Source organism: Methylosoma difficile (assembly GCF_054657615.1).
Genome location: NZ_BAAHYJ010000005.1, coordinates 1 through 21,856 on the forward strand (window position 1 = coordinate 1; position 21,856 = coordinate 21,856).

Sequence of the window (21,856 nt, forward strand, 5' to 3'; positions counted from 1 at the left end):
GCTGGTGCTGACCAAATCCAGCTTGTCCACGCCCGCCGCCGAGCTGGCGCTGAGACCCTTTTGAAGGCCGCTGATGACATCAAAGCCCGTGACTGTGCTGTGGCTCGTGGCGATTTTCACCGTGTCGGTTTTGGCAACGGTTTCCGCCAAGTTGAGCGCGTCCTTGCCCGTGCCGCCGGTCAGCACATCCACGCCTTCGCCGGCCACCAAGGTGTCATTGCCTGCACCGCCAACCAACGCGTTCGTTGACGCATTACCGGTCAGTATGTTGTTCAAGCTATTGCCTGTCGCATTTGCCGCCGTGCTGGTCAGGGTCAGGTTTTCCAGATTTGCGCCCAAGACAAAAGAGAACGAGCTGGACACGCTGTCCATTTCGGTCGCCAGTGTTGAGGTTTCTGTCACCACATCGCCGCTATTATCAACCACATAACTGTCATTGCCCAAGCCGCCCGCCATATTGTCCGCACCTGCGCCGCCGTCCAATATGTTGTTGCCGTCGTTGCCGACCAATGTGTTATTCAGGCTGTTGCCGGTGGCGTTGATGTTCGCTGTACCGGTTAGAGTTAGGTTTTCCACGTTGTCGTCCAAAGTGAACGACACGGCACTGGACACGCTGTCAATCTCGGTCGCTAGTGTTGAGGTTTCCGTCACGGTGTCGCCCAAATCATCAACGACATAACTGTCATTGCCCAAGCCGCCCGCCATGCGGTCGGCACCGGTCTTGCCGTCCAGCGTATTGCTGCCGGCATTGCCTTTCAGGACATTGTTCTTCGCGTTGCCGGTGGCTTTGAGGTTCTTGCCGCCGGTCAGAGTCAGATTTTCGACATTGGCTACCAACACAAATGACACCGAACTGCTCACCGAATCGACCTCCCTTGCCAAGGTGGAGGTTTCTGTTACTGTGTCGCCACTGTTATCGACCGTATAGCTGTCATTGCCCGCACCGCCGCTCATAGCATCCGCGCCAGTACCGCCGTTGAGCTTATCGTTACCGTTGCCACCCAATAAAACATCATTACCCGCCAAGCCATTGATAGTGTTGGCTTCGCCATCGTAACCTTGTAAACGGTCATCACCCGCTGTGCCTTGCAGGACTTTGGTTTTGATGTCATTCCATGTCCATATTACGCCATCGCTGAATTGGAATTCATCAATGCGGTAATCTGCGTAGCTAAAGTAATTGTCAATGATGATCGAGTCGCTGGTGCCGTAGGATAATTTCAAATCGTCACCATAAACACTGACACGGCGTACTTCGGTCACTTCGTTTGAGGTGACATCAACGAACCTGATCACATCTTTGCTGCCGTCGGTGTCGAAGTTATATATCTCATCCCTGCCATCGCCCTTGGCGAACAGATAGGTGTCGGCTCCACCGCTTTCATCCATGAGCAGTCCGAATTTAGAGTCGTCGAGGCTCCAGTAATCATCACCTTTGCCGCCAACGATAATGTCGTCGCCACTGCCACCGGATATAAAGTCTGTGCCACCCAGTCCATAGATAATATTGTTTACACCGACATAACCGTTCAAAACATCATCACCTTCCGTCCCTTCGATGAAGCCCTGTATTTTGGTTTTGATGTTATCCCATGTCCATATCACGCCGTCGCTGAATTGGAATTCATCAATGCGGTAATCGGGGTATGGGAATATATCAATGTGGGCCTCGCTTGTGAGGCTAAAGTAGTGGGGTATGGTGATGCTGTCGCTAGCGCCGTAAGACAATATTAATGATGTGCCGGAACTGCTCACTCCCGTTACCTCGGTTGAGGTGACATTAGTGAACTTGACCACATCTTTGCCGCCGTCGGTGTCGCTGTTCAGGATGGTGTCCATGCCATCACCTTTGGTGAACAGATAAGTGTCGGCACCATTGCCGCCTTGCAATGTATCATCACCTGTATCGCCTTTCAGCGTGTCGTTTCCGTCACCGCCTTCTATATGGTCTGAGCCGTTACCACCTTGCAGGGTGTCGCCGCCGCCATAGCCGTATATTTGATCGTCTGTGCTAGTGCCGTTGTAAGTGTTGTTGCTGTCTGTACCGAGATAATTTGCCATAATTTTCTCCCTAGAGAGATTATGTTGTTGATAAAAAAGAATAGTTGGTTTAGCTGGCTGGATTTTAAGCGATAATGGTGGCTGTTGGCAAAATAAGGTCTAATCAATTATGTGTGTTGGTATGGCTTTGTAAGAAGTATCCCTTATGCTGCTTGCGGAATACTGGATTTTCTTGATTCCGATGTTCCCGCCTCCCCCTTTTTTCGATTCTAAAAATCTTGGCTTTCATCGTCCCCATGCCCCGCGTGGGAGCGATAAAAGCTTTTCTTGAGTTTTGTGGGTTTGTAGGTTGAGTTGTATGCTTTTCGCAACCTTCATGATCTTGGGTACAGCACCCTTTGCAATCCCGTTGGGTTCCTAAAAACCCAATCCAACCGGCGCAATCCCTGCCCGTGTTAAAATGCCCGAAGCCAATGGTTTTTCTTGGGAGTTTGTGATGAATGCTGTTTTAAAAGAAAGCCTTTACGAGCAATTACTGGCTTTGCCCGACAATGTTGCCGGAGAGATTTTGAATGGTGAATTGCATGCGCTGCCAAGGCCGTCTGGACGGCATGGCGTGGTGGGGCGCGGCTTAGGATTCAATTTGTCCGGTCCGTTTGATTTTGGGCGAGGTGGCCCGGGCGGTTGGTGGATCATTATAGAACCGGAAGTGCATTTTATCCGTGACGTACAAGTCGCCGTACCCAATTTGGCAGGCTGGCGGCGCGAGCGTATGCCCAGCGTGCCTGACGACCATCGTTTTGAAGTGGTGCCGGATTGGGTGTGCGAAATTTTATCGCCGTCCACCGCCAAGAAAGACCGAATCATAAAACTGCCGCTTTATGCCCAATATGGCGTGGCGCATGTGTGGATGGTCGATCCGCTGGCGCAAACTTTGGAGGCGTTTGAGTTGCAGCAAGGCCGCTGGGTGCTGATTGCCACGCTGAAGGATGACGACGAAGTGGCGGTGCCGCCGTTTGATGCCGCGCCGTTTTCTTTGGCGGATTTGTGGGGTTAAAGCCGATGCGGGCCGACAACGCGTTTGTCCGCCCGCATTGTTGTTGTGAGAATTACAAAATATCCGATGCGTAATCCGCCAGGCGTGAGCGTTCGCCGCGCCGTAAGGTGATGTGCGCGCCGTGTTGCCAAGTTTTGAAGCGGTCCACCACGTAAGTCAGTCCCGATGTGGTGGCGGTCAAATAAGGCGTGTCGATTTGCGACAAGTTGCCGATGCAGATGATTTTGGTGCCAGGGCCCGCGCGGGTGATGAGGGTTTTCATCTGTTTGGAGGTCAGATTTTGGGCTTCGTCGATAATCAGGAAACGGCTTAGAAAGGTGCGTCCGCGCATAAAGTTAAGCGAGCGGATTTTGACGCGGTTCATCAAAATGTTTTTGGTGGCACCTTGTTCCCATTCATTTTGTCCGGAACGGCTGCCCAGCAATTCCAAGTTGTCCATCAACGCGCCCATCCACGGCGCCATTTTTTCTTCTTCTGTGCCGGGCAAAAAACCGATGTCTTCGCCGATAGGCACGGTTTCGCGGGTCATGACGATTTCGTTGTAGAGCTTTTTTTCCAAGGTCATGGTCAGGCCTGCCGCTAAGGCCAGCAAGGTTTTGCCGGTGCCGGCGGTGCCCAGCAAGGTGACGAAGTCGATTTCAGGGTCAAGCAAGACGTTCAGGGCGAAGTTTTGTTCGCGGTTTTTGGCGGTGATGCCCCAAACGTTGTTGTGTTTGGAGCGGTAATCGCGCGCCAATTCCAATACTGCAACATGGCCTTCCACGGAGCGGACGATGGCTTCAAAGTTGAATTCATCATCCATGTACAAGTATTGGTTGGGATACCATTCGGCAACCAGCGGGTCTTCCAGGCGATAAAAGGTACGGTCTTTTTCTTGCCAAGAGTGCATGGTGCTGCCATGTTCGTCCCAAAAGTCGCTGTCCAATTGGGTGGCGCCGCTGTACAGCAGGTCGATGTCATCCAGGGTTTGGTCGTTGTGGTAGTCTTCGGCATACAGTTCTAAGGTTGCCGCTTTGATGCGCATGTTGATATCTTTGGACACCAAGATGACTTTGATGGCGGGCAGCTGTTTGGTCAGCGCCAAAACAATGCTGAGGATGGAATTGTCGGCGAGGCTGCCGGGCATGGAGTCGGGCAGCATTTCGGTGAGTGTACTGGTTTGGAAGTACAAACGTCCGGCGCATTCGCTGGCATCATTGGGGCCGTGGCTGATGCTCGATAAGGCAATGCCATCGTTTAGCGTTTGGTGGCTGGCGTCGCAGATCAATTCATCAAAGAAGCGGCTAGCTTGGCGAACGTTGCGCGCCACTTCGGTCAGGCCTTTTTTACCCCGGTCAAGCTCTTCCAAAACCACCATCGGGATGAACAGGTCGTGTTCTTGAAAACGGAAAATCGCGGCGGGGTCGTGCATCAGCACGTTGGTGTCCAAAACAAACAGTTTTTTATCTGGAGTCGTCTGAATATTCATGCGCGGGCAGCCCTGTTTAGATGTGAAACAATAAAAAAGGATAAGCGGTGCTTTGCAAAAACTAAGCGTTTAACTCCACTAAAGCCGCCAATACGGCTTGGCAATGGCCGTTGACTTTAACTTTGCGCCATTCGTTAACCAGCACACCTTTGCCGTTAATCAGGAAGGTGCTGCGCTCGATGCCACGTACTTGTTTGCCGTACATGGATTTCATTTTGATGACATCAAACAGTTGGCAAAGGCTTTCATCGCTGTCAGCCAAGAGTTCAAAGGGCAGGCATTGTTTGCTTTTAAAGCCTTCATGGACTTTGACGCTATCGCGCGATACGCCAAGGATAACGGTGTTGGCGTCGGTAAACTGTTGGATATGGTCGCGGAACGCTTGGGCTTCTTGGGTGCAGCCTGGCGTGTTGTCTTTGGGGTAAAAATACAGGACGATGTTTTGTCCTCGGTAATCAGATAATTGAATGGTTTTGCCTGAAGTGGCGGGTAATGCAAAATCGGGTACTGCGCTGCCGATTGCTATTTGAGACATTGGTTACCTATCGTTTTATGGGTTCAAGAATCGCATCGATGTTGAGCTGGTCGCAGAAATCCAAAAATTCCTCGCGCAACGACAATAAATGCAGCCTAGGGGGAATTAAAATGATAAATTTTGTCGAAAAAACAGGTGTTTGAATATAGGGCGCAAAATACGAGCTGCCGGTGATTTCTTCAATGTCGATTTCCCGGTCAATCAGGAACGAGGTGATCGATTCGATGACGTTTTCTTTATCTAAAGAAATCGTTTCTAAAGAATAAGGCACGCAGTCGCGGCCCTTGTCTTTGGCTTCGGGGCGCAAGGTTTGGATTTTGATTTCCATGCGTTTTTGGAGGGTATCCAGCAGATTCTCCAGTTTGGCGATTTGGTTCCAATTACCTTGCACCAGCAAATAACCGGCAGCCGATTGCGCCAACCGCGACGAGCGGATTTCCATAATATTGCAATGGCAGTCGCGCACGGCAGAGAGGATTTCTGCAATGAAATTGATCTGATTGTTGCCTAAGGCGGTGATGGCTAGTTGCATAGTATTTTCTAAAATTTTTTGGCAGTTTATCACCAAATGCGCCAAACTTTATCCCCAACTGATTTTTCCTGATAAATAGTCTGATTCCAGCCCAATGCTGGCGGCTATTTTTCTATTTCGATTCCTTCTTTTTATTTAACGAGCAACCATGGCCCATCCATCACCAAGAACACCGAAAACTAAGCGGACGAATATCGCCAACTCCCGTGATGCTCAGGAAGACGATTTTATTTTGGCGGACTTACAAACCACAACGGACGATAGCCAGTTAAAAATTACTCCATTAACGCACTGGCAAGATGATGAGGACGCTATCGACCGCTTGTTGGTCAACACCGGTTTTGAAGAGACAACCGACGCGCATCAAGACGCGTGGACGGATATGACGGTCGATTCATCCGAAACGCTGGTGGACATTGGTAATGCCAACGGTGAGGGCATGGCTGCCGCGGTAATCGCTAAAGAAGTTGCTGAAGATTTGCCGGCGGTAGAGCCGTTCGTTGATTTATTTCACGACGAGGGATTTGTCGTGGATGTTGTCGATGTGCCGGTGGTGGATGACGATTATCCGCAAGTCGAACTGGTGGCGCTTGAGCCAGACCTAATGGCTGAACCTGTGCTGGTTAGGGAGAGTGCGGCAGTGCTAGAACCCATTAAGGCAGGTCAGCCAGCGGAAGAGTTGTTTGAGGTGGATGCCTTTATTTCTTCTTATATAAGCGAACGTAGCGAGCCGGAACAACTGGAAGAACCCGTATCGCCTGTTGTTGCCGCGCCGCTGCTTGATGTGCCTGCTCCAGAGGTGGTTGTGATTCCTGAAGATAAGTCCGAACCTGAGCCCGTCAAACAAGCAGAACAGCCGTCCTTTGTAGAAACTGTTGCGCCTGTGCTGTTGTCAGCACTGCCCACAGAACCCGTCGGCTTGGCTGCCCGATCAAAACCAGTGCCCGCTTCTACCATTGCTTTGCCCATTTGGGCATTGGCTGTTTTGTTGGGTGTGATGGCCTTATTGGCGGCGACATCGGTGAGTTTGGTGTTTAGCATGGCGGGCATGAAAAAAGAGCTAAGCCACTTAAGCGCAATATTGGACGTGGTGAAAGATGACGTGGAAGTATTGAGCCAAAAATAGCCTCATTACCCACGCCCATAACCTAGCTGTTTACTCAGAAATTAAATAGGACTAAAATAGTCCCCAATTAAGCGAGGACAACCATGATACGGGTAGGCAAGCTCACCGATTACGCTACAGTCATCTTAAGCGTGATCGCCAAAGACAAAAACCGCGTGTTTGCGGCGATGGAAATCGCGGCAGTCACAGGGATTGCTTTGCCTACGGTCAGCAAAATATTGAAAGCCTTGGTTAATGCCAAAGTGTTGATGTCCACGCGCGGATCGAAAGGCGGTTACATGCTCGCCAGCGATCCGGCGCAAATCACCGTCGCGGCTATCATCAGTGCCTTAGAAGGCCCGATTGCCTTAACCGAATGCAGCATTTCCAAACAAGCGTGCGAACAAGCATCGGGTTGCGGCATCCGCGCCAATTGGCACATCATCAACCAAACCATCCATAACGCTTTAGAATCCGTGACCTTAGCCGATTTGATCCGCCCCGTCACCGTACCGGAAGAAGTTTACATTCCCGTCGCCAGTTTATACCAATAAGAAGTCGAGACCTTTATGTCAGCCACCAGCGAAGAAATCAGCAACCTCATCAACCAAGATTACAAACAAGGCTTTGTCACGGTTTTAGAAACCGACACCTTCCCGCCGGGTTTGGATGAGGATGTGATCCGTCGGTTGTCGGCGGTTAAAAATGAGCCGGACTTTATGCTCGAATACCGTTTGCAAGCCTTCCGCCATTGGCAAACCATGCCGTCACCGGATTGGGCGCAACTCAACATCGAGCCGATTGATTACCAATCTATCAGCTATTATTCCGCGCCGAAACGCAAAGAAGACGGCCCGAAAAGTTTGGATGAAATCGATCCAGAAGTATTGGCTGCGTACAAAAAACTCGGTATCCCTTTGGATGAACAAGAAAAATTGGCAGGCATCGCCGTCGATGCGGTGTTCGATAGCGTATCCGTCGCCACCACCTTTAAAGGCAAACTGAAAGAAGCGGGCGTAATTTTCTGCCCGATTTCCGAAGCTCTGCGCGACCATCCTGACTTAATCAAAGAATACTTAGGCTCTGTCGTACCCGTTGGCGACAATTTTTTCGCCGCGCTCAACGCCGCCGTATTCACCGATGGCTCGTTCGTGTACATCCCCAAAGGCGTGCGCTGCCCGATGGAATTGTCCACCTACTTTCGCATTAACGCCGCCAATACCGGACAGTTCGAACGCACCCTTATTATCGCCGACGAAGGCAGCCATGTGTCGTACTTGGAAGGCTGCACCGCACCGATGCGCGATGAAAACCAACTCCACGCCGCCGTCGTCGAATTGATTGCGATGAAAGATGCGACCATCAAATATTCCACCGTGCAAAACTGGTATCCCGGCGACAAAGACGGCAAAGGTGGCATTTACAACTTTGTCACCAAACGCGCCGATTGCCGTGGCGACAACTCCAAAGTGTCGTGGACGCAAGTCGAAACCGGCTCGGCGATCACTTGGAAATACCCCAGTTGCGTACTGACAGGCGACAACGCCATCGGCGAATTCTATTCCGTCGCCGTCACTAACAACTGGCAACAAGCTGATACCGGCACCAAAATGATCCACATCGGCAAAAACACCCGCAGCACGATTGTATCGAAAGGCATCTCCGCAGGCCGCGCCCAAAACACCTATCGCGGTTTGGTAAAAGTGCTGAAATCCGCCGAAAACGCCCGTAACTACACGCAATGCGATTCCCTGCTAGTGGGCGACCGTTGCGGCGCACATACCTTCCCGTATGTGGAAGTCAAACAACCGTCCGCACAAATCGAACACGAAGCCACCACGTCTAAAATCAGCGAAGACCAATTGTTTTTCTGCCAACAACGCGGGCTTTCGGCGGAAGATGCTGTGTCGATGATTGTTAATGGCTTTTGTAAGGAAGTGTTTAAGGAATTGCCGATGGAATTTGCTGTGGAAGCGCAGGCGTTGTTGGGCTTGAGTTTGGAAGGGTCGGTGGGTTAACGAGCGCATGGTTTCCTACGATGACAATAAACGCCAAATCAATCTGAAAAAGCATGGGATTGATTTAGCGGAATGTGTCAGCATCTTCGATCACCCGATGATTACCAAAGAAGACGCGCGTGAAAATTATGGCGAACAGCGGTTACTAAGTTTAGGATTGCTAAATTCAGTTGTTGTTTTTATGGTTTGGGTTGATAAGGTTGAGCATCCGCATTTAATTTCAGTCCGTGAGGCTACTAAACATGAACAAAAATACTACTACGCCAACATTGGCTACTGAAGAACCGCCTTATAACCCCGATGACCTTGATGCAGTAGAAGGCTTTTGGGAAGGCGCACGTATTGAACATCAGGGCAAAGTTATTGGTGTAAGCCGTCGTATTAAAGACTGCGAATCAGCAAAGGTGCAAGTCACCTTGACCTTATCACTGCGTGTGGTCGATTTTTTTAAAAACACAGGTAAAGATTGGCAATCGCAAATGGATCAGGCATTGATTGAATATATTGAAACGCATCATGCTTAATTGCGAATACGAAATGATTATTTACTGGAGCGAAGAAGACCAAGCCTATATCGCCGAGGTGCCGGAGTTGGCGGGTTGTATGGCGGATGGCGCAACGTATCAGGAAGCTGTTAAAAATGCGGAGCAAGTGATTGCCGAATGGATAGAAACAGCTGTGGAATTGGGTCGTTATGTACCTGAGCCGAAAAGGCGGCTTTTGTATGCGTAAAGCCGCTGCTCTGGAAGTGCTGACCCGCATTAAGCCGATTTTGGCACAGCAATTCGGCGTGGTGCGCTTGGCATTGTTCGGTTCAACCGTCCGCGACGAAGCCAGCGACCAGAGTGATGTGGATATATTGGTCACTTTCGATGGCTTGGCGACTTCCGAACGCTATTTTGGCGTGTTGTTTTTACTGGAAGATTGCCTAGGTTGCGCTGTCGATTTAGTCACCGACAAAGCCCTACGCCAGCAATTACGCCCGTATATCGAGCAGGAAGCGATAGATGTCTAATGCAGTGCGGGAATGGCACTTTTATCTGGATGATATGATTGGCTTTACGGAAAAAGTCATCACTTATACCGAAGGCTTTAACCAAAATGATTTTATCAACAGTGGCTTAACGTATGATGCCACCGTGCGGAATCTGGAACTCATCGGCGAAGCCGCCACACATATTCCCGAAGAAGTGCGTAAAACCAACACACAAATTCCGTGGCGGCAACTGATAGCCACCCGCAACCGTTTGATCCATGGTTATCTGGGTATAGACAACGACACTTTATGGAGCATTATTGAAACGGATGTTCCGGCTTTGTTGCTTGAATTGAAATTGTTTTCACTCAATACGCGACTAGATATAGAAAAGGGTTATAAATGTGATTGATGACAAAATTGCTTCGCTAATTACTCAAGCTACTCCCGATGAGTTAAAAAAAATAAGAATATTTAAAAGTCGGACAGAAAAATTGTTGAGCAATAGCTTAATTCAAGATGGTTTCAATTGGAGTATTGGTTTACAGATAGACCAGAAAGGACCTTCCTTTTCTTTTCAGTTACCTTCTGATGAAGCAGTTGATTCGCTACTAATGAGGTTTAGGCACTTTTGGCTACAAGACGAGCCGTGCAATCTTTTTGTTATTTTAAACATTATTAATCGATATATTCCTGATGCTAGAAATCACACCAAGCCTCTTAAGGAGTCTTGGAAAATGGGAATGCTCCACTCAACTAATATCATAATTGATGATGTTCCTTTAACGACTGAAAAATTGATTGATATTTGGCTTAATGCTGAATTTTTCCATAATGACCAAACTGAAAAGAAAACTGAGTTGGATAATTTAATCGATAAAATTGATTTTTATTCACCTGGTTTTGCCAAGTTTTTGTTAGTTGGTTCAGTCCGTGAATGCTGTAATGTGATTTTTGAAGTAAATAAATTGCTAACAAAAGTACAGTAATCCTAAATTTTTACTGCCAATTAGCCGTGTAGGGTGGGCAACGTTTTTCTGCCCACCACTTTTATCGGCAAATGGTAGGCAAACGATAAAGCCGTTTGTCCACCCTACAATGTTTTTAGTTAACAACACATAGGATTACAACCATGACCACGATAGTCCTAGACGATGACCTGATGAATCAAGTTGTGCAGATTGCCAATTATCCAACGCCACAAGAGGCGGTTGCGGCTATTTTGTCCGACTATGTGCAAACCCATCAATCCCAAAAAACGCCGTTCGATAAATTGCGGGTTGATGTCGGTTTGACTAACGAAGAGGTTGATGAATTGTTTGGCCGCAATAAGAACATGGGCAGAACCATAGAGTTATGAGTTATTTGCTGGATACCTGCATCATTTCTGAATGCGTTAAGAAAAAGCCTGATGGCAATGTCAGACGTTGGTTTAATAAGCAGCAACCATCGCAGTTATTTTTAAGTGCCATCAGTATTGCTGAAATTAAAAAAGGTATTTACAAAATAAAATTTACTCAGCCGGAAAGGGCGTTGATTTTGCAAAATTGGCTTAACACGGTGGAAGCCGAATTTTCGCAACGCATTTTGCCGATTAGTGCCGATGTATTGGAACACTGGGCGCAGTTATCCGCACGAACTGAAAATCAAGGCAATAAATTAGCCATGATGGATAGCCTGATTGCGGCAACAGCACTTTGTTACGACTTAAAAATGGTAACGCGGAATGTTGATGATTTTAAATCGTGTGGACTTGAGTTAATTAATCCTTTTTCAGGGCATGAATAGTGAGAATCTTATGAACTGGCAAGAAGTCTGCTCCAACCCCAATTTAAAAAACCTGCCTTTTAAAATAGAACTGAACGAATATGGGCAAATCGTCATGAGTCCGATGAAGGTATTGCATTCCTTATTACAAGGCGAAATTGAACGCCTGTTGTTACATTACGCCCCAGGCGGCAAGGTTTTCCCCGAATGCGCCATTTTTACCCCCAAAGGCACAAAAGTCGCCGATGTGGTTTGGGTGTCTAGTGCGCGTTTGCAAATCATCAAGCATGAGGCTGAATGTTCGGTTGCGCCGGAAATTTGTATTGAGGTGCTGTCAGACAGCAATACCGAACTGGAAATGATGGCGAAGAAAAAGCTCTATTTTGGGCAAGGGGCGCAGGAATTTTGGCTGTGCGACCAACAAGGCGCTATGCGTTTTTTTAATGCCGATAATGAATTGGCTCATTCGCAAATGTTACCGGATTTTCCGGTGCAGGTTGATGTTTAAACCTCCGAAAACAGAATATCGTAGGTTGGGCTGACGATAGGAAGCCCAACATTTAACGCCTCAAATTGTTGGGCTTCGTGACTCAGTCTTTATGCCCAAAAGGGTACAACTAACAAAAATTATTAAAACCAGCAAAAACGGAAACTCAATGCTCAGTATTAAAGACCTAACCGTCAACGTAAACGATAAAAAAATCCTCAAAGGCATCAATCTTGAGGTCAAAGCCGGCGAAATCCACGCCATCATGGGGCCGAACGGTTCCGGCAAAAGTACCTTGTCGCATATTTTGTCCGGTAAATCCGGTTATGAAGTCACGGGCGGTTCGGTGACGTACCAAGGCAAGGATTTGCTGGAGATGCCGCCGGAAATCCGTGCCCGCGAAGGGGTGTTTTTGGCCTTCCAATATCCGGTGGAAATCCCTGGCGTCAGCAATGTGTATTTGCTGAAAGCCGCGCTGAATGCGGTACGCAAGCACAATGGCTTGGATGAAGTTGATGCGATGGATTTTTTGACTTTGGTTAAAGCTAAAGTGAAAGCCTTGGAAATGGACGAAAAATTCTTGTACCGCGCCGTCAACGAAGGCTTTTCCGGCGGCGAGAAAAAACGTAATGAAATCCTGCAAATGGCGATGTTGGAACCGAAATTGTGCATCCTCGATGAAACCGATTCTGGCCTCGACATCGACGCGCTGAAAATCGTCGCCGATGGCGTCAATTCGCTGCGCTCGCCAGACCGCTCGTTCATCATGGTCACGCATTACCAACGCTTGCTCGATTACATCAAACCCGATTTTGTCCACGTTTTGGCGCACGGGCAAATCATCAAATCCGGCGGCCCCGAACTGGCTTTGGAGCTGGAAGAAAAAGGTTACGGCTGGTTGGAAGAGGCGGCGGCATGAGTGCAGCGTTAAACGATTACACAGCCAGCTACTCAGCTTTAGCTTTGCCTGGGCAAAATTTGCCGTGGTTGCAAGAACTCCGTGCCGATGCTTACGCCCATTTCGCCAGCCACGGTTTTCCGTCGCCGCGTGCCGAAGAATGGCGTTACACCAACGTGTCCGCATTGGAGAAAAAAGCCTTTTCGCCTTTGTTGGACGCGGCGCAAACCGTTGATGCCGAATGGCTTAAAGCTTATCAATTGGCGGATACCTATTCGTTGGTGTTGGTTGATGGACATTTTTCTGCTGACTTATCAAAACTGGCAGGCTTGCCAGAAGGCGCACAAATCCTCAGCATGGCGGAAGCATTGCAAACCTGCCCCGAACAGGTCGCGGCGTATTTGGGTAAAGCGGTCAACAATAACGAACACGGTTTTATCGCCTTCAACAATGCTTGGTTCACCGATGGCGTGTTTGTCCATATTCCTGAGAAATGCGTGTTAGACAAACCCATCCAATGCCTTCACATCGTCACTCAAGACGGCGGTTTGGCAACCACGCGCAACCTGTTGGTGCTGGCTGAACACGCCGCCGCGCAATGGTTGGATACCTTTGTCGGTGCCGATGTCGGTTATTTATCGGCTGCGGTAACAGAAGCCTTTGTTGGGCAAAACGCCGAACTGACCGCTTACAAAGTCCAATGCGAATCGGCAAAAGCCTATCATTTCGGCGGTTTGTACATCCAACAAGCCCGCGATGCCCGTTGCACGCACCACAATTTTGCTTTCGGCGGCTTGTTGGCGCGTTCCGACATCCATACCGATTTGGAACAAGCGGCAGAATGCGAGTTGAACGGTTTGTACTTGGGCGTAAAACGCCAGCATCATGACAACCACACACGCATCAATCACCTGAAACCACACGGCATCAGCCGCGAAACCTACAAAGGCGTATTGGCAGACCGCGCCCGTGGCGTGTTCCAAGGCCGCGTGGTGGTTGCCGAAGACGCGCAAAAAACCGACTCGCAAATGAACAACCGTAACCTGTTGTTATCCGCCGATGCCGAAGCCGACACTAAACCCCAGCTAGAAATCTACGCCGACGATGTCAAATGCGCCCACGGCGTGACAGTCGGGCAATTAGAAGAAAAATCGGTGTTTTATTTGCAATCGCGCGGTGTTGATGAGGAAACGGCTAGGAATATGCTGACCTTTGCGTTTGCTAATGAGATGGTGGATAAGGTTAAGATTAAAGGCTTGCATGATTTGGCGCTGGCGCAATTGTTGGAACGGTTTCCGCAAGCGGGGATTGAGAAGGAGTGGTTGTAAAGAAACAATTGTGACAAATATCTGAATAATTAAAAAAGGCTACTTTTTATGGCAGTGCGAACTTTGGTTTGTGTCTTCGCTGCCTTCAAAGAAATTAAGTTTGGAATAACTCCAAAAATATATTTTGCCCTTTTCTTTAAATAAGGCATGTACAGTAAGCTGATGCTCTTGTCCACCGTGTCCTAGCGAAATAAAAAATGGATTAATATCTACGCAGTCAGGTTTATGGTTGATAAGCGCATGGGTAATCAATGTGTTTTTATGCTGCTCGGCAGCAAATAAAAAAACACCTAAAACAAAAAAATTGACTAGGAATGGCGACCACGTGTTTACAAGCCAAAATTTGCGTAAGCGAGGAAATGCCAGCAGTATACAGCTTGCCACGATAGCTGTGGTTATAAGCGTGAACGTCAGAGGTGGAAGCAAGAAGGGAAGAAAATCTTTATATACGGGAGCTACTAAAAAAATCGGCGGAATTGCAAGAGGCCCTAATAAGCTGAAGTTATAAAAAGAAAAAATACACCAGAAGAAGTAAGTGTTACGTAGAAAAACTGAAATACGGATAAAAATAATGAAAGAAAATAATAAAGTAAGAAAAATTATTAGCTTATCCATTATTCTTGTTTTTAGATTTTTCGTGCATGGCTACAAAATTGTGGCAATCTGAATGCTGATATTTGGCAATTGCGTCAAGGTGACATTATCACCGGAATGTAACGTGGATTTTTCTGCATAAGATTCGCCATTTGGCTTACGATAAACCTCCAAGCAGTTGTCGTTCAGATTAAGCAACCAGTATTCAGGAACACCGTGCAAGGCATATAAACGCAACTTTTCGTTTTGGTCGAAACGTAGGGATGAATCGGCGACTTCGATTAGTAAAAGCACATCCTCGGCGATTGGATGGCGCGAGGTATAAAAATCCTCATGTGGTTTTAGCAACATGAAGTCCGGTTCGGGTTCTGATAAATCACCGAGTTGGAGTGGGTCTTGGACGCTGGTTATCAGGTTTCCAGGAATTATTTTACTAAACACATGGTTAATGCGTTTCAAGTGACCCGCATGAGAAGAGCCTATCGGTGCCATATCTAAAATTTCTCCGTTAATCAGTTCCACGCGGCTGCCGGGCGGAAAAATATTAGCCTCGCCCATTCTGCGCCATTCATCCAGATTGGTCAGGTGCTTAAGCGGATGGTTAAAATCCGGAAAAAAAACGGACATCGGTTGCCCGCTATTCGCCGGTGGTTTGGTAGGATTAACAGTGACCATAAACACGCCAGAATTAAAAAGAATTTAACGTAAATATAATAGCTTGGCCTAAGACAAGCAACAGAAACTAACAGTGACCATGACAAACTTCCCAGTACAACAAATCCGCGCCGACTTCCCCATCCTTGCCGAAAAAATCCGCAATAAGCCGCTGGTTTATCTCGACAATGCCGCCAGTTGCCAAAAGCCCAATGCGGTGATTGATGCCATCAGCAATTTTTACCGCCATGATTACGCCAACATCCATCGGGGTGTGCATACCTTAAGCGTCCGAGCCACCGACAAATTTGAAGCGGCGCGGGAGAAGGTCAAAACCTTCATCAACGCCGTCAGCAGCAAAGAAATTATTTTCGTGCGCGGGGCGACCGAAGCCGTCAACTTGGTAGCGCAAACTTACGGCAAAGCCAACATCCAAGCAGGCGATGAAATCATTATCACCGCGATGGAACACCATTCCAACATCGTGCCGTGGCAAATGCTCTGTGAACAAACCGGCGCGGTGCTGAGAGTTGCGCCGATGAACGTGCAAGGCGAATTGCTTTACCCCGAATTTGAAGCCTTGTTAAACGACAAAACCCGCTTGGTTGCTGTCGTGCACATGTCCAACGCGCTGGGTACGATCAACCCTGTGGAAAAAATCATCGCCGCCGCCCACGCCAAAAACATCCCCGTCCTGCTCGACGGCGCGCAATCCATCCCGCACATGGCGGTGGACGTGCAAGCCTTGGATTGCGATTTTTACGTGTTCTCAGGCCACAAACTCTACGGGCCATCCGGCATCGGCGTGCTGTACGGTAAACAAGCCCTGCTCGAAGCCATGCCCCCGTACCAAGGCGGCGGCGACATGATTCGCACCGTCACCTTCGAAAAAAGCACCTACGCAGGCTTGCCGCATAAATTTGAAGCCGGCACGCCGAACATTGCCGATGTCGTTGGTTTGGGCGCGGCGATTGATTACCTGAACAACTTTGGCATGAATGCTATAGCCGATTACGAAGCCGAACTGCTGGCCTACGCCACCGCACAAGCCGAGCAGATTAAAGGCTTAAAAATCATCGGCACAGCGGCGGAAAAAGGCGGGATTTTGTCGTTCACGCTAGAGCGCATCCACCCGCACGACATCGGCACTATGCTAGACAGCTTAGGCATAGCAATCCGAGCAGGCCACCACTGCGCCATGCCCGTGATGGATTTCTACCAAATTCCCGCTACCGCTAGGGCTTCGTTTGCGATGTATAACACCATGGAAGAGGTTGATGTGTTGATGGGTGGAATTAAGGGGTTGATTGAGGCGTTTGGGTAGTATAGATATTAATAACTTTTGCACTAAGTGAGTAGAAATGTCGTTAAGAAAGAAGGGGAAAGAAATTAAGAGATTGATTTCTGCTTTTGAAATTGAAGCCGCTAAATTTCATGACATTAAATTCAGCACATATTTCATAACCTCAAACAGCGTTAATGAAGATAAAAATTTTGAATCTCCAAACCACGCAATTTCACTATGGCAATATTATGGGAAAATGCCTCGTGAGAATGCGTTCGATATATATTTTAATAACTTAAAGAATAGTGATCTCCAATGGGGAGTTCGGGGGGCGGAACTATCATCATTTGGAATCATTGAAGGTGAGTCATGCAATTTGTTTGTCAGAATGGCTAAACGTGCAGGTAGTTTATTTAATGAAAACGAAGCTGAAATTATTAAGTCAAGGGTATTGAAAGAATTTTGCAACGAAGAAATTGGAAGCGAGAATATAATTATTTTTGTTACAAATGAAGATAAGTTGTCTATTTGGTTAAATTATCTTCTTTATTTTATATCAATGACTTACCCTGGTTCAGATAAATTAACAAGAATAGACCCAGACCCATTTTCTTTATCATTATTGGCATTAGAGCAAATATTAGACGATCCAAAAATTGAAAAGATTAAAGGGGATAGTTCTTTGAAAAAATTGGAAAGCATCAAGTTTAAAGTGGCATTTTCTTTTCCTGGAGAGAAACGGGATTATGTTTCTAAAGTTGTTGAATTAATTCGGCCTGAATTTGATAAGGACAGTATATTTTATGATTTTGACTACCAGTCACAATTAGCTAAACCAAGCATTGATACGGTTTTGCAAAACATTTACAGAGAAAATGCAGAACTTATTGTTGTATTTTTGTGCGCTGAGTATGCTCAGAAAGAATGGTGTGGTTTAGAGTTACGGGCTATTAGAGATATTATCAAAGCAAAAGAAGTAGATAGAATTATGTATGTTCGCTTTGATGATGCAAAAGTAGATGGTGTTTTGTCTATTGATGGATATATAGATGCAAACAAGTTTTCCGAAGCCCAAGTTTCCAAATTCATATTAGAGCGTTTAAGTTTGCTATCTGAATAATATATGCTGATTCCCAAGCTCCAGCTTGGGAATCAGCGTAACAGCGACGAGGAGTTAACCAATGTTTGCCACTCAATTAAATTTCTCAGACGAAATAACCAACCAAATCCAAGCCAATCTGCAAGCCTGTGGCGAAACTTTTGAAGAATTTGTCCAGCAAGCGGTGGCGCATGAATTGCAACGGCGCAAAGCCAATGATCTAAAGTCTTTTTTTGATGGTTTACAGCCCTTAGAAAGTTTTGCAGATGTTGATCCAGTGGCTTATGTTGATGACATTCGCAGTAACAGTCGGTTAATCAATGATTAAAAATATCTTGTTAGATACTGACGTGATCATCCACCTGTTACGTAAACAAGCAACGACGGTCAAAACTTTGTTGGTTTTACAGCAACAACATTGCGAGTTTTATATTTGTCCAATTGTTGTGGCTGAAATATATGCAGGGGTATTTGCAAAAGAATATGCGGACATAGAGCAATTCTTTTCTTATTGCCATACACTAACGATTGACAGCGAGATCGGAAAAATTGCCGGGCTTTATGCCAACCAATTCCGTAAGGCGTATAACAAAATTTCTTTAGAAGATTACTTGATTGCCGCCTGCGCTAAAAAATACCAGCTTTGTTTGTGGACGAATAATGCAAAGCACTATCCTATGCAAGATATTCAATTAGTTAAGGAATCCGATGTTTGAAGACCTACGCGACCTCTACCAAGAAGTCATATTTGACCATAATCGCAATCCACGCAATTTTCGCGTGATTGACCCTGCTGACCGTAAAGTGGAGGGCTTTAACCCTTTATGCGGCGATCGTCTGACGCTGTATTTGAAAATGGACGGCGACACGATAAAAGATGCCAGTTTCCAAGGTTCCGGCTGCGCGATTTCTACGGCATCGGTGTCGTTGATGACGGAAATCATCAAAGGTAAAACCGAAGCGGAAGCGGAGGCGTTGTTTAAGACCTTCCACGAAATGACCACGGGTAAAGACGAAGACATCCAATTGGAAGCGGTCGGCAAGTTGGCGGTGCTGGCGGGTGTGCGCGAGTATCCGGCACGGGTGAAATGCGCGACTTTGGCTTGGCATACGCTGGATGCGGCGTTGAAAAACGAAACGCAGTCTATTTCTACCGAATAATTCATTTTGTAGGGTGGGCTTGCTTTTTTGCCCACCAAAATTAATATCCATCGGTGGGCAAAAAAGCTTGCCCACCCTACGGTTTCAAATGACTTCACAAAATCCCTACCTCGGAAAACTCGCCGTCCTTTACGAAAACCACGGCGACATCCAGCCCTTCCAACAACTCGCCGATCAGCTTGCCGTGCCGTTGCGCATCAGCAGCGAAGCTAATTTCGACCAGCACGAAGCCTTTTTCTTAAGCTGGCGTGACGGTTGTCTCAAACTGCTCGATAAAGAATTGCTGAAAAAAGGCGGTATGACGGTGGAGATTGAGCCGCGCCAAGGCGAGCAACGCTCGTGGCCTGCGCCGAAAGATGGCGCATTGGCGAAGGCGTTGGGGCGCAAGACCAAAACCGTAGTCGATGCGACCACGGGTTGGGGGCAAGACAGTTTGCATATTTTCCGCATGGGTTATGACCTGCTGTGCATCGAACGTTCGCCCATCATGGCTGCGTTGTTGGCAGACGGTTTCCAACGTTTGGCACAGGAAGATTGGATGCAACGTTTGCAACTGCAACCGCCGTGTTTATTAACAGGCAATGCTATCGAATTGCTGGCCACACTGCTGGAAGCGCCGGATTGTATCTACCTTGATCCTATGTTTCCGCCCAAACGCAAAAAATCGGCGTTGGCAAAAAAATCGATGATGGTGCTGCGCGATTTATTGGGCGATGACGAAGACAAAGAGGCATTGTTTGCCGCCGCGATGCAAGCTACGAGCAAGCGCGTGGTAGTGAAATGCCCCGATTATGCCGAGCCGTTAGGCGGCGTTAAACCGAGCGATAGTTTTTCCGGTAAGTTATTACGTTATGATGTGTTTTTGAAAAATTGATGTAGACCTTTCTGGCTTGTAAAACCTGAAAAGTCTTTTTAAATATTGGGAGAAGCAAAATGTCAGATTGGGTCGATGTCATTGCCAATTATGCGTTGGCAAATGGTGAAAATGTGGTTGTTGATGTCGACGGAACGCAAGTTGCCGTCTTTAAAATCGACGGCGTTTGTTATGCGATTGAAGATGTTTGCACTCACGACGGCGCAGAAATTGCCAGCGGCAAATTGGTGGGTGATGAAATTGTTTGCCCGCGCCACGGCGCGCGTTTTTGCGTGAAAACCGGTGCGGTCAAATCCGCCCCCGCTTATGAAGATGTCACTTGCTTTCCGTTGCGCGTCGAAAACGGCATCGTGCAAGTGAAAGACGACCGCTGGGATTAGGCCGCAACGTGGAGAAATGGCTGGGTTACGCGCTGTTGTCGATGTTTTTTGCCGGCTTTACGTCGGTGATCGCTAAAGTCGGCTTGTCCGGTATTTCAGGTGATTTGGGCTTAAGCGTCCGCACCTTGTTTGTCAGCGTCTTTGTGTTGGGTTTTGCCGCCATCGTCGTGCCGCTGACCGATTGGACGACGCTGAACCGCCATAATCTCATCTGGTTGGGCGCATCGGCTCTGACCACCACGTTATCGTGGATTTTTTACTACAAAGCCTTAAAAATCGGCGATGTCGCCAGTGTTGCTCTGATCGACAAAGGCAGTGTGGTGGTGGCGATTGCACTGGCGGCCTTGTTGCTTAAAGAAACCATCAGCCTACGGGTGATGCTGGGGGCATTGCTGATAGTTGCGGGCTTGCTGGTGATAGCTAAAAAGTCTTGACCGCTGCCGTTAAGTTCTTTATCCATAAGCCAAACTTATCGTTTATAATTTGCCCCTTTTTCCATCTTGACGGCCTAGCCCTCAATCTTTCTGAAGACCATGCAAGAAATCAATCCCATCAAAAACAAAATTGCCGACTTAAAAACCCGCAGCCACGGGCTGAGGGGGTATCTTTGACTTCGACAATAAATCCGAACGCTTAATAGAAGTTTTACGCGAACTGGAAAATCCCAAAATTTGGGATAACCCCGAAAATGCCCAAGCTATGGGCAAAGAACGCGGACAACTGGAAGCCGTCGTCAACACCATCAACGAACTCGATCGCGGCCTTGCCGACGCTGAAGAACTGCTGATGATGGCGGTGGAAGAAGACGACGAAGACACCGTTGAAACCGTCATTGCCGATTTGGACTATTTCGAGAAAAAAGTCGCCGACTTAGAATTCCGCCGCATGTTTGCTGGCGAAATGGATGCCAATAACGCCTTTTTGGACATCCAATCCGGCTCTGGCGGCACCGAAGCGCAAGACTGGGCTTCCATCATCGAGCGCATGTACTTACGTTGGGGCGAAAGCCGGGGCTTTAAAACTGAACTGATCGAAGAATCACCAGGCGATGTCGCGGGCATCAAATCCGCCACCATCCGCTTTGAAGGCGAATATGCGTTTGGTTGGCTCCGTACCGAAACGGGCGTGCATCGTTTAGTGCGGAAATCGCCGTTCGACTCCGGCAATCGTCGCCATACTTCATTTGCTTCGGTGTTTGTCTCACCCGAAATCGACGACGACATCGACATCGACATCAATCCCGCCGATATTCGCGTTGACGTCTACCGCGCCAGTGGTGCAGGGGGGCAGCACGTTAACAAAACCGAATCCGCCGTGCGGATGACGCACAACCCGACTGGCATCGTCGTGCAATGCCAAAGCGACCGCTCGCAACACAAAAACCGCGACACCGCCATGAAGCAACTGAAAGCTAAGTTGTACGAACTGGAAATGCGTAAACGCAGCGAAACCGCACAGGCCTTGGAAGACACCAAATCTGACATAGGTTGGGGCAGCCAAATACGTTCGTATGTGTTGGATCAATCGCGCATCAAAGACTTACGCACAGGCGTGGAAACTGGCAACACCCAAGCCGTGCTAGACGGCGATTTGGATCAGTTTATTGAGGCTAGTTTGAAGAGTGGGTTGTGATAACC

General features: G+C 47.9%; 30 protein-coding genes. 24 read left to right on the forward strand and 6 right to left on the reverse strand.

What is annotated here, in order from left to right; translation table 11 throughout:
- On the reverse strand, positions 1–2,061 hold a 2,061-nt coding region (locus ACYQ1O_RS13430; RefSeq protein WP_459992381.1), incomplete at its 3' end, for a calcium-binding protein.
- A gap of 436 nt (positions 2,062–2,497) precedes the next feature.
- On the opposite strand from ACYQ1O_RS13430, the gene ACYQ1O_RS13435 reads away from it, so the two are divergent.
- Complete coding sequence (locus tag ACYQ1O_RS13435) at positions 2,498–3,058, forward strand: Uma2 family endonuclease (protein ID WP_459992840.1); 561 nt, start codon at positions 2,498–2,500, stop codon at positions 3,056–3,058.
- 52 nt (positions 3,059–3,110) lie between these two features.
- Here ACYQ1O_RS13435 and ACYQ1O_RS13440 read toward each other — a convergent pair whose 3' ends face one another.
- The 3 genes from ACYQ1O_RS13440 to ACYQ1O_RS13450 form a co-directional block, all read right to left on the reverse strand.
- On the reverse strand, positions 3,111–4,526 hold the full coding sequence (locus ACYQ1O_RS13440) for a PhoH family protein (protein ID WP_459992383.1): 1,416 nt from the start codon (positions 4,524–4,526) through the stop codon (positions 3,111–3,113).
- A gap of 61 nt (positions 4,527–4,587) precedes the next feature.
- Positions 4,588–5,061, reverse strand: coding sequence for a peroxiredoxin (locus ACYQ1O_RS13445; RefSeq protein ID WP_459992385.1), 474 nt, complete (start codon positions 5,059–5,061; stop codon positions 4,588–4,590).
- Between the two features lie 7 nt (positions 5,062–5,068).
- A complete protein-coding gene (locus ACYQ1O_RS13450; protein WP_459992387.1) occupies positions 5,069–5,593 on the reverse strand; it encodes a glycine cleavage system transcriptional repressor in 525 nt (174 codons plus the stop codon).
- Positions 5,594–5,741: 148 nt separating this feature from the next.
- Between ACYQ1O_RS13450 and ACYQ1O_RS13455 the strand changes: the two genes are divergently transcribed.
- From ACYQ1O_RS13455 to sufD, 14 genes are all read left to right on the forward strand, one after another.
- Entirely contained in the window at positions 5,742–6,719 is a 978-nt protein-coding gene (locus tag ACYQ1O_RS13455) for a hypothetical protein (RefSeq protein WP_459992389.1), read from the forward strand.
- A gap of 83 nt (positions 6,720–6,802) precedes the next feature.
- Positions 6,803–7,252: an SUF system Fe-S cluster assembly regulator gene (locus ACYQ1O_RS13460; RefSeq protein ID WP_459992390.1), complete on the forward strand. Its 450-nt coding sequence runs from the start codon at positions 6,803–6,805 to the stop codon at positions 7,250–7,252.
- Positions 7,253–7,267: 15 nt separating this feature from the next.
- Positions 7,268–8,716 (forward strand): Fe-S cluster assembly protein SufB, encoded by a 1,449-nt coding sequence (gene sufB, locus ACYQ1O_RS13465; RefSeq protein ID WP_459992391.1) that lies wholly within the window; start codon positions 7,268–7,270, stop codon positions 8,714–8,716.
- Positions 8,717–8,723: 7 nt separating this feature from the next.
- Positions 8,724–8,996: a BrnT family toxin gene (locus tag ACYQ1O_RS13470; RefSeq protein ID WP_459992393.1), complete on the forward strand. Its 273-nt coding sequence runs from the start codon at positions 8,724–8,726 to the stop codon at positions 8,994–8,996.
- Positions 8,959–9,240: a BrnA antitoxin family protein gene (locus ACYQ1O_RS13475; RefSeq protein WP_459992395.1), complete on the forward strand. Its 282-nt coding sequence runs from the start codon at positions 8,959–8,961 to the stop codon at positions 9,238–9,240. Before ACYQ1O_RS13470 ends, ACYQ1O_RS13475 begins: the two co-directional genes overlap by 38 nt.
- Positions 9,233–9,448 (forward strand): type II toxin-antitoxin system HicB family antitoxin, encoded by a 216-nt coding sequence (locus tag ACYQ1O_RS13480; RefSeq protein ID WP_459992397.1) that lies wholly within the window; start codon positions 9,233–9,235, stop codon positions 9,446–9,448. The genes ACYQ1O_RS13475 and ACYQ1O_RS13480 overlap by 8 nt, the downstream gene beginning before the upstream one ends.
- Entirely contained in the window at positions 9,441–9,731 is a 291-nt protein-coding gene (locus tag ACYQ1O_RS13485; protein ID WP_459992398.1) for a nucleotidyltransferase family protein, read from the forward strand. The genes ACYQ1O_RS13480 and ACYQ1O_RS13485 overlap by 8 nt, the downstream gene beginning before the upstream one ends.
- Positions 9,724–10,104, forward strand: a complete 381-nt coding sequence (locus ACYQ1O_RS13490) for a HepT-like ribonuclease domain-containing protein (protein ID WP_459992400.1) — start codon at positions 9,724–9,726, stop codon at positions 10,102–10,104. The genes ACYQ1O_RS13485 and ACYQ1O_RS13490 overlap by 8 nt, the downstream gene beginning before the upstream one ends.
- Positions 10,097–10,681 carry a hypothetical protein gene (locus ACYQ1O_RS13495; protein WP_459992402.1) on the forward strand — a complete coding sequence of 195 codons (585 nt, stop codon included), beginning with the start codon at positions 10,097–10,099 and terminating at the stop codon, positions 10,679–10,681. Before ACYQ1O_RS13490 ends, ACYQ1O_RS13495 begins: the two co-directional genes overlap by 8 nt.
- A gap of 143 nt (positions 10,682–10,824) precedes the next feature.
- Complete coding sequence (locus ACYQ1O_RS13500) at positions 10,825–11,052, forward strand: type II toxin-antitoxin system VapB family antitoxin (protein WP_459992404.1); 228 nt, start codon at positions 10,825–10,827, stop codon at positions 11,050–11,052.
- Positions 11,049–11,480: a type II toxin-antitoxin system VapC family toxin gene (locus ACYQ1O_RS13505; RefSeq protein WP_459992406.1), complete on the forward strand. Its 432-nt coding sequence runs from the start codon at positions 11,049–11,051 to the stop codon at positions 11,478–11,480. Before ACYQ1O_RS13500 ends, ACYQ1O_RS13505 begins: the two co-directional genes overlap by 4 nt.
- Before the next feature lie 10 nt (positions 11,481–11,490).
- Positions 11,491–11,967, forward strand: coding sequence for a Uma2 family endonuclease (locus ACYQ1O_RS13510; RefSeq protein ID WP_459992407.1), 477 nt, complete (start codon positions 11,491–11,493; stop codon positions 11,965–11,967).
- Positions 11,968–12,115: 148 nt separating this feature from the next.
- The gene (gene sufC / locus ACYQ1O_RS13515) at positions 12,116–12,865 is read left to right on the forward strand and encodes a Fe-S cluster assembly ATPase SufC (RefSeq protein ID WP_459992409.1); all 750 of its coding nucleotides are present in this window, start codon (positions 12,116–12,118) and stop codon (positions 12,863–12,865) included.
- Complete coding sequence (gene sufD / locus ACYQ1O_RS13520) at positions 12,862–14,172, forward strand: Fe-S cluster assembly protein SufD (RefSeq protein WP_459992411.1); 1,311 nt, start codon at positions 12,862–12,864, stop codon at positions 14,170–14,172. The genes sufC and sufD overlap by 4 nt, the downstream gene beginning before the upstream one ends.
- Positions 14,173–14,211: 39 nt before the next feature.
- On the opposite strand, the gene ACYQ1O_RS13525 is transcribed toward sufD, so the two are convergent.
- Together ACYQ1O_RS13525 and ACYQ1O_RS13530 are read right to left on the reverse strand one after the other, a co-directional pair.
- A complete protein-coding gene (locus ACYQ1O_RS13525; protein WP_459992412.1) occupies positions 14,212–14,787 on the reverse strand; it encodes a hypothetical protein in 576 nt (191 codons plus the stop codon).
- A 30-nt stretch (positions 14,788–14,817) separates the two neighbouring features.
- Positions 14,818–15,441, reverse strand: coding sequence for a Uma2 family endonuclease (locus tag ACYQ1O_RS13530; protein WP_459992413.1), 624 nt, complete (start codon positions 15,439–15,441; stop codon positions 14,818–14,820).
- 79 nt (positions 15,442–15,520) lie between these two features.
- Between ACYQ1O_RS13530 and ACYQ1O_RS13535 the strand changes: the two genes are divergently transcribed.
- From ACYQ1O_RS13535 to prfB, 9 genes are all read left to right on the forward strand, one after another.
- Complete coding sequence (locus tag ACYQ1O_RS13535; RefSeq protein ID WP_459992414.1) at positions 15,521–16,744, forward strand: SufS family cysteine desulfurase; 1,224 nt, start codon at positions 15,521–15,523, stop codon at positions 16,742–16,744.
- A gap of 37 nt (positions 16,745–16,781) precedes the next feature.
- On the forward strand, positions 16,782–17,825 hold the full coding sequence (locus tag ACYQ1O_RS13540) for a hypothetical protein (protein ID WP_459992416.1): 1,044 nt from the start codon (positions 16,782–16,784) through the stop codon (positions 17,823–17,825).
- Between the two features lie 61 nt (positions 17,826–17,886).
- Positions 17,887–18,132, forward strand: a complete 246-nt coding sequence (locus ACYQ1O_RS13545; RefSeq protein WP_459992418.1) for a hypothetical protein — start codon at positions 17,887–17,889, stop codon at positions 18,130–18,132.
- The gene (locus ACYQ1O_RS13550) at positions 18,125–18,520 is read left to right on the forward strand and encodes a type II toxin-antitoxin system VapC family toxin (RefSeq protein ID WP_459992420.1); all 396 of its coding nucleotides are present in this window, start codon (positions 18,125–18,127) and stop codon (positions 18,518–18,520) included. The genes ACYQ1O_RS13545 and ACYQ1O_RS13550 overlap by 8 nt, the downstream gene beginning before the upstream one ends.
- Entirely contained in the window at positions 18,513–18,965 is a 453-nt protein-coding gene (sufU, locus tag ACYQ1O_RS13555) for a Fe-S cluster assembly sulfur transfer protein SufU (protein WP_459992422.1), read from the forward strand. The genes ACYQ1O_RS13550 and sufU overlap by 8 nt, the downstream gene beginning before the upstream one ends.
- 88 nt (positions 18,966–19,053) lie before the next feature.
- Positions 19,054–19,839: a class I SAM-dependent methyltransferase gene (locus ACYQ1O_RS13560; RefSeq protein ID WP_459992424.1), complete on the forward strand. Its 786-nt coding sequence runs from the start codon at positions 19,054–19,056 to the stop codon at positions 19,837–19,839.
- A gap of 59 nt (positions 19,840–19,898) precedes the next feature.
- Positions 19,899–20,219, forward strand: coding sequence for a Rieske (2Fe-2S) protein (locus ACYQ1O_RS13565; protein ID WP_459992425.1), 321 nt, complete (start codon positions 19,899–19,901; stop codon positions 20,217–20,219).
- A gap of 8 nt (positions 20,220–20,227) precedes the next feature.
- Entirely contained in the window at positions 20,228–20,653 is a 426-nt protein-coding gene (locus ACYQ1O_RS13570) for an EamA family transporter (protein ID WP_459992427.1), read from the forward strand.
- Positions 20,654–20,752: 99 nt separating this feature from the next.
- Positions 20,753–21,851, forward strand: a protein-coding gene (gene prfB / locus ACYQ1O_RS13575; RefSeq protein WP_459992429.1) for a peptide chain release factor 2 whose coding sequence is annotated in 2 segments (ribosomal slippage) — positions 20,753–20,827 and positions 20,829–21,851 — 1,098 coding nt in all. Because the reading frame shifts where the segments join, the coding sequence is not laid out codon by codon here.
- Positions 21,852–21,856: the final 5 nt, after the last annotated feature.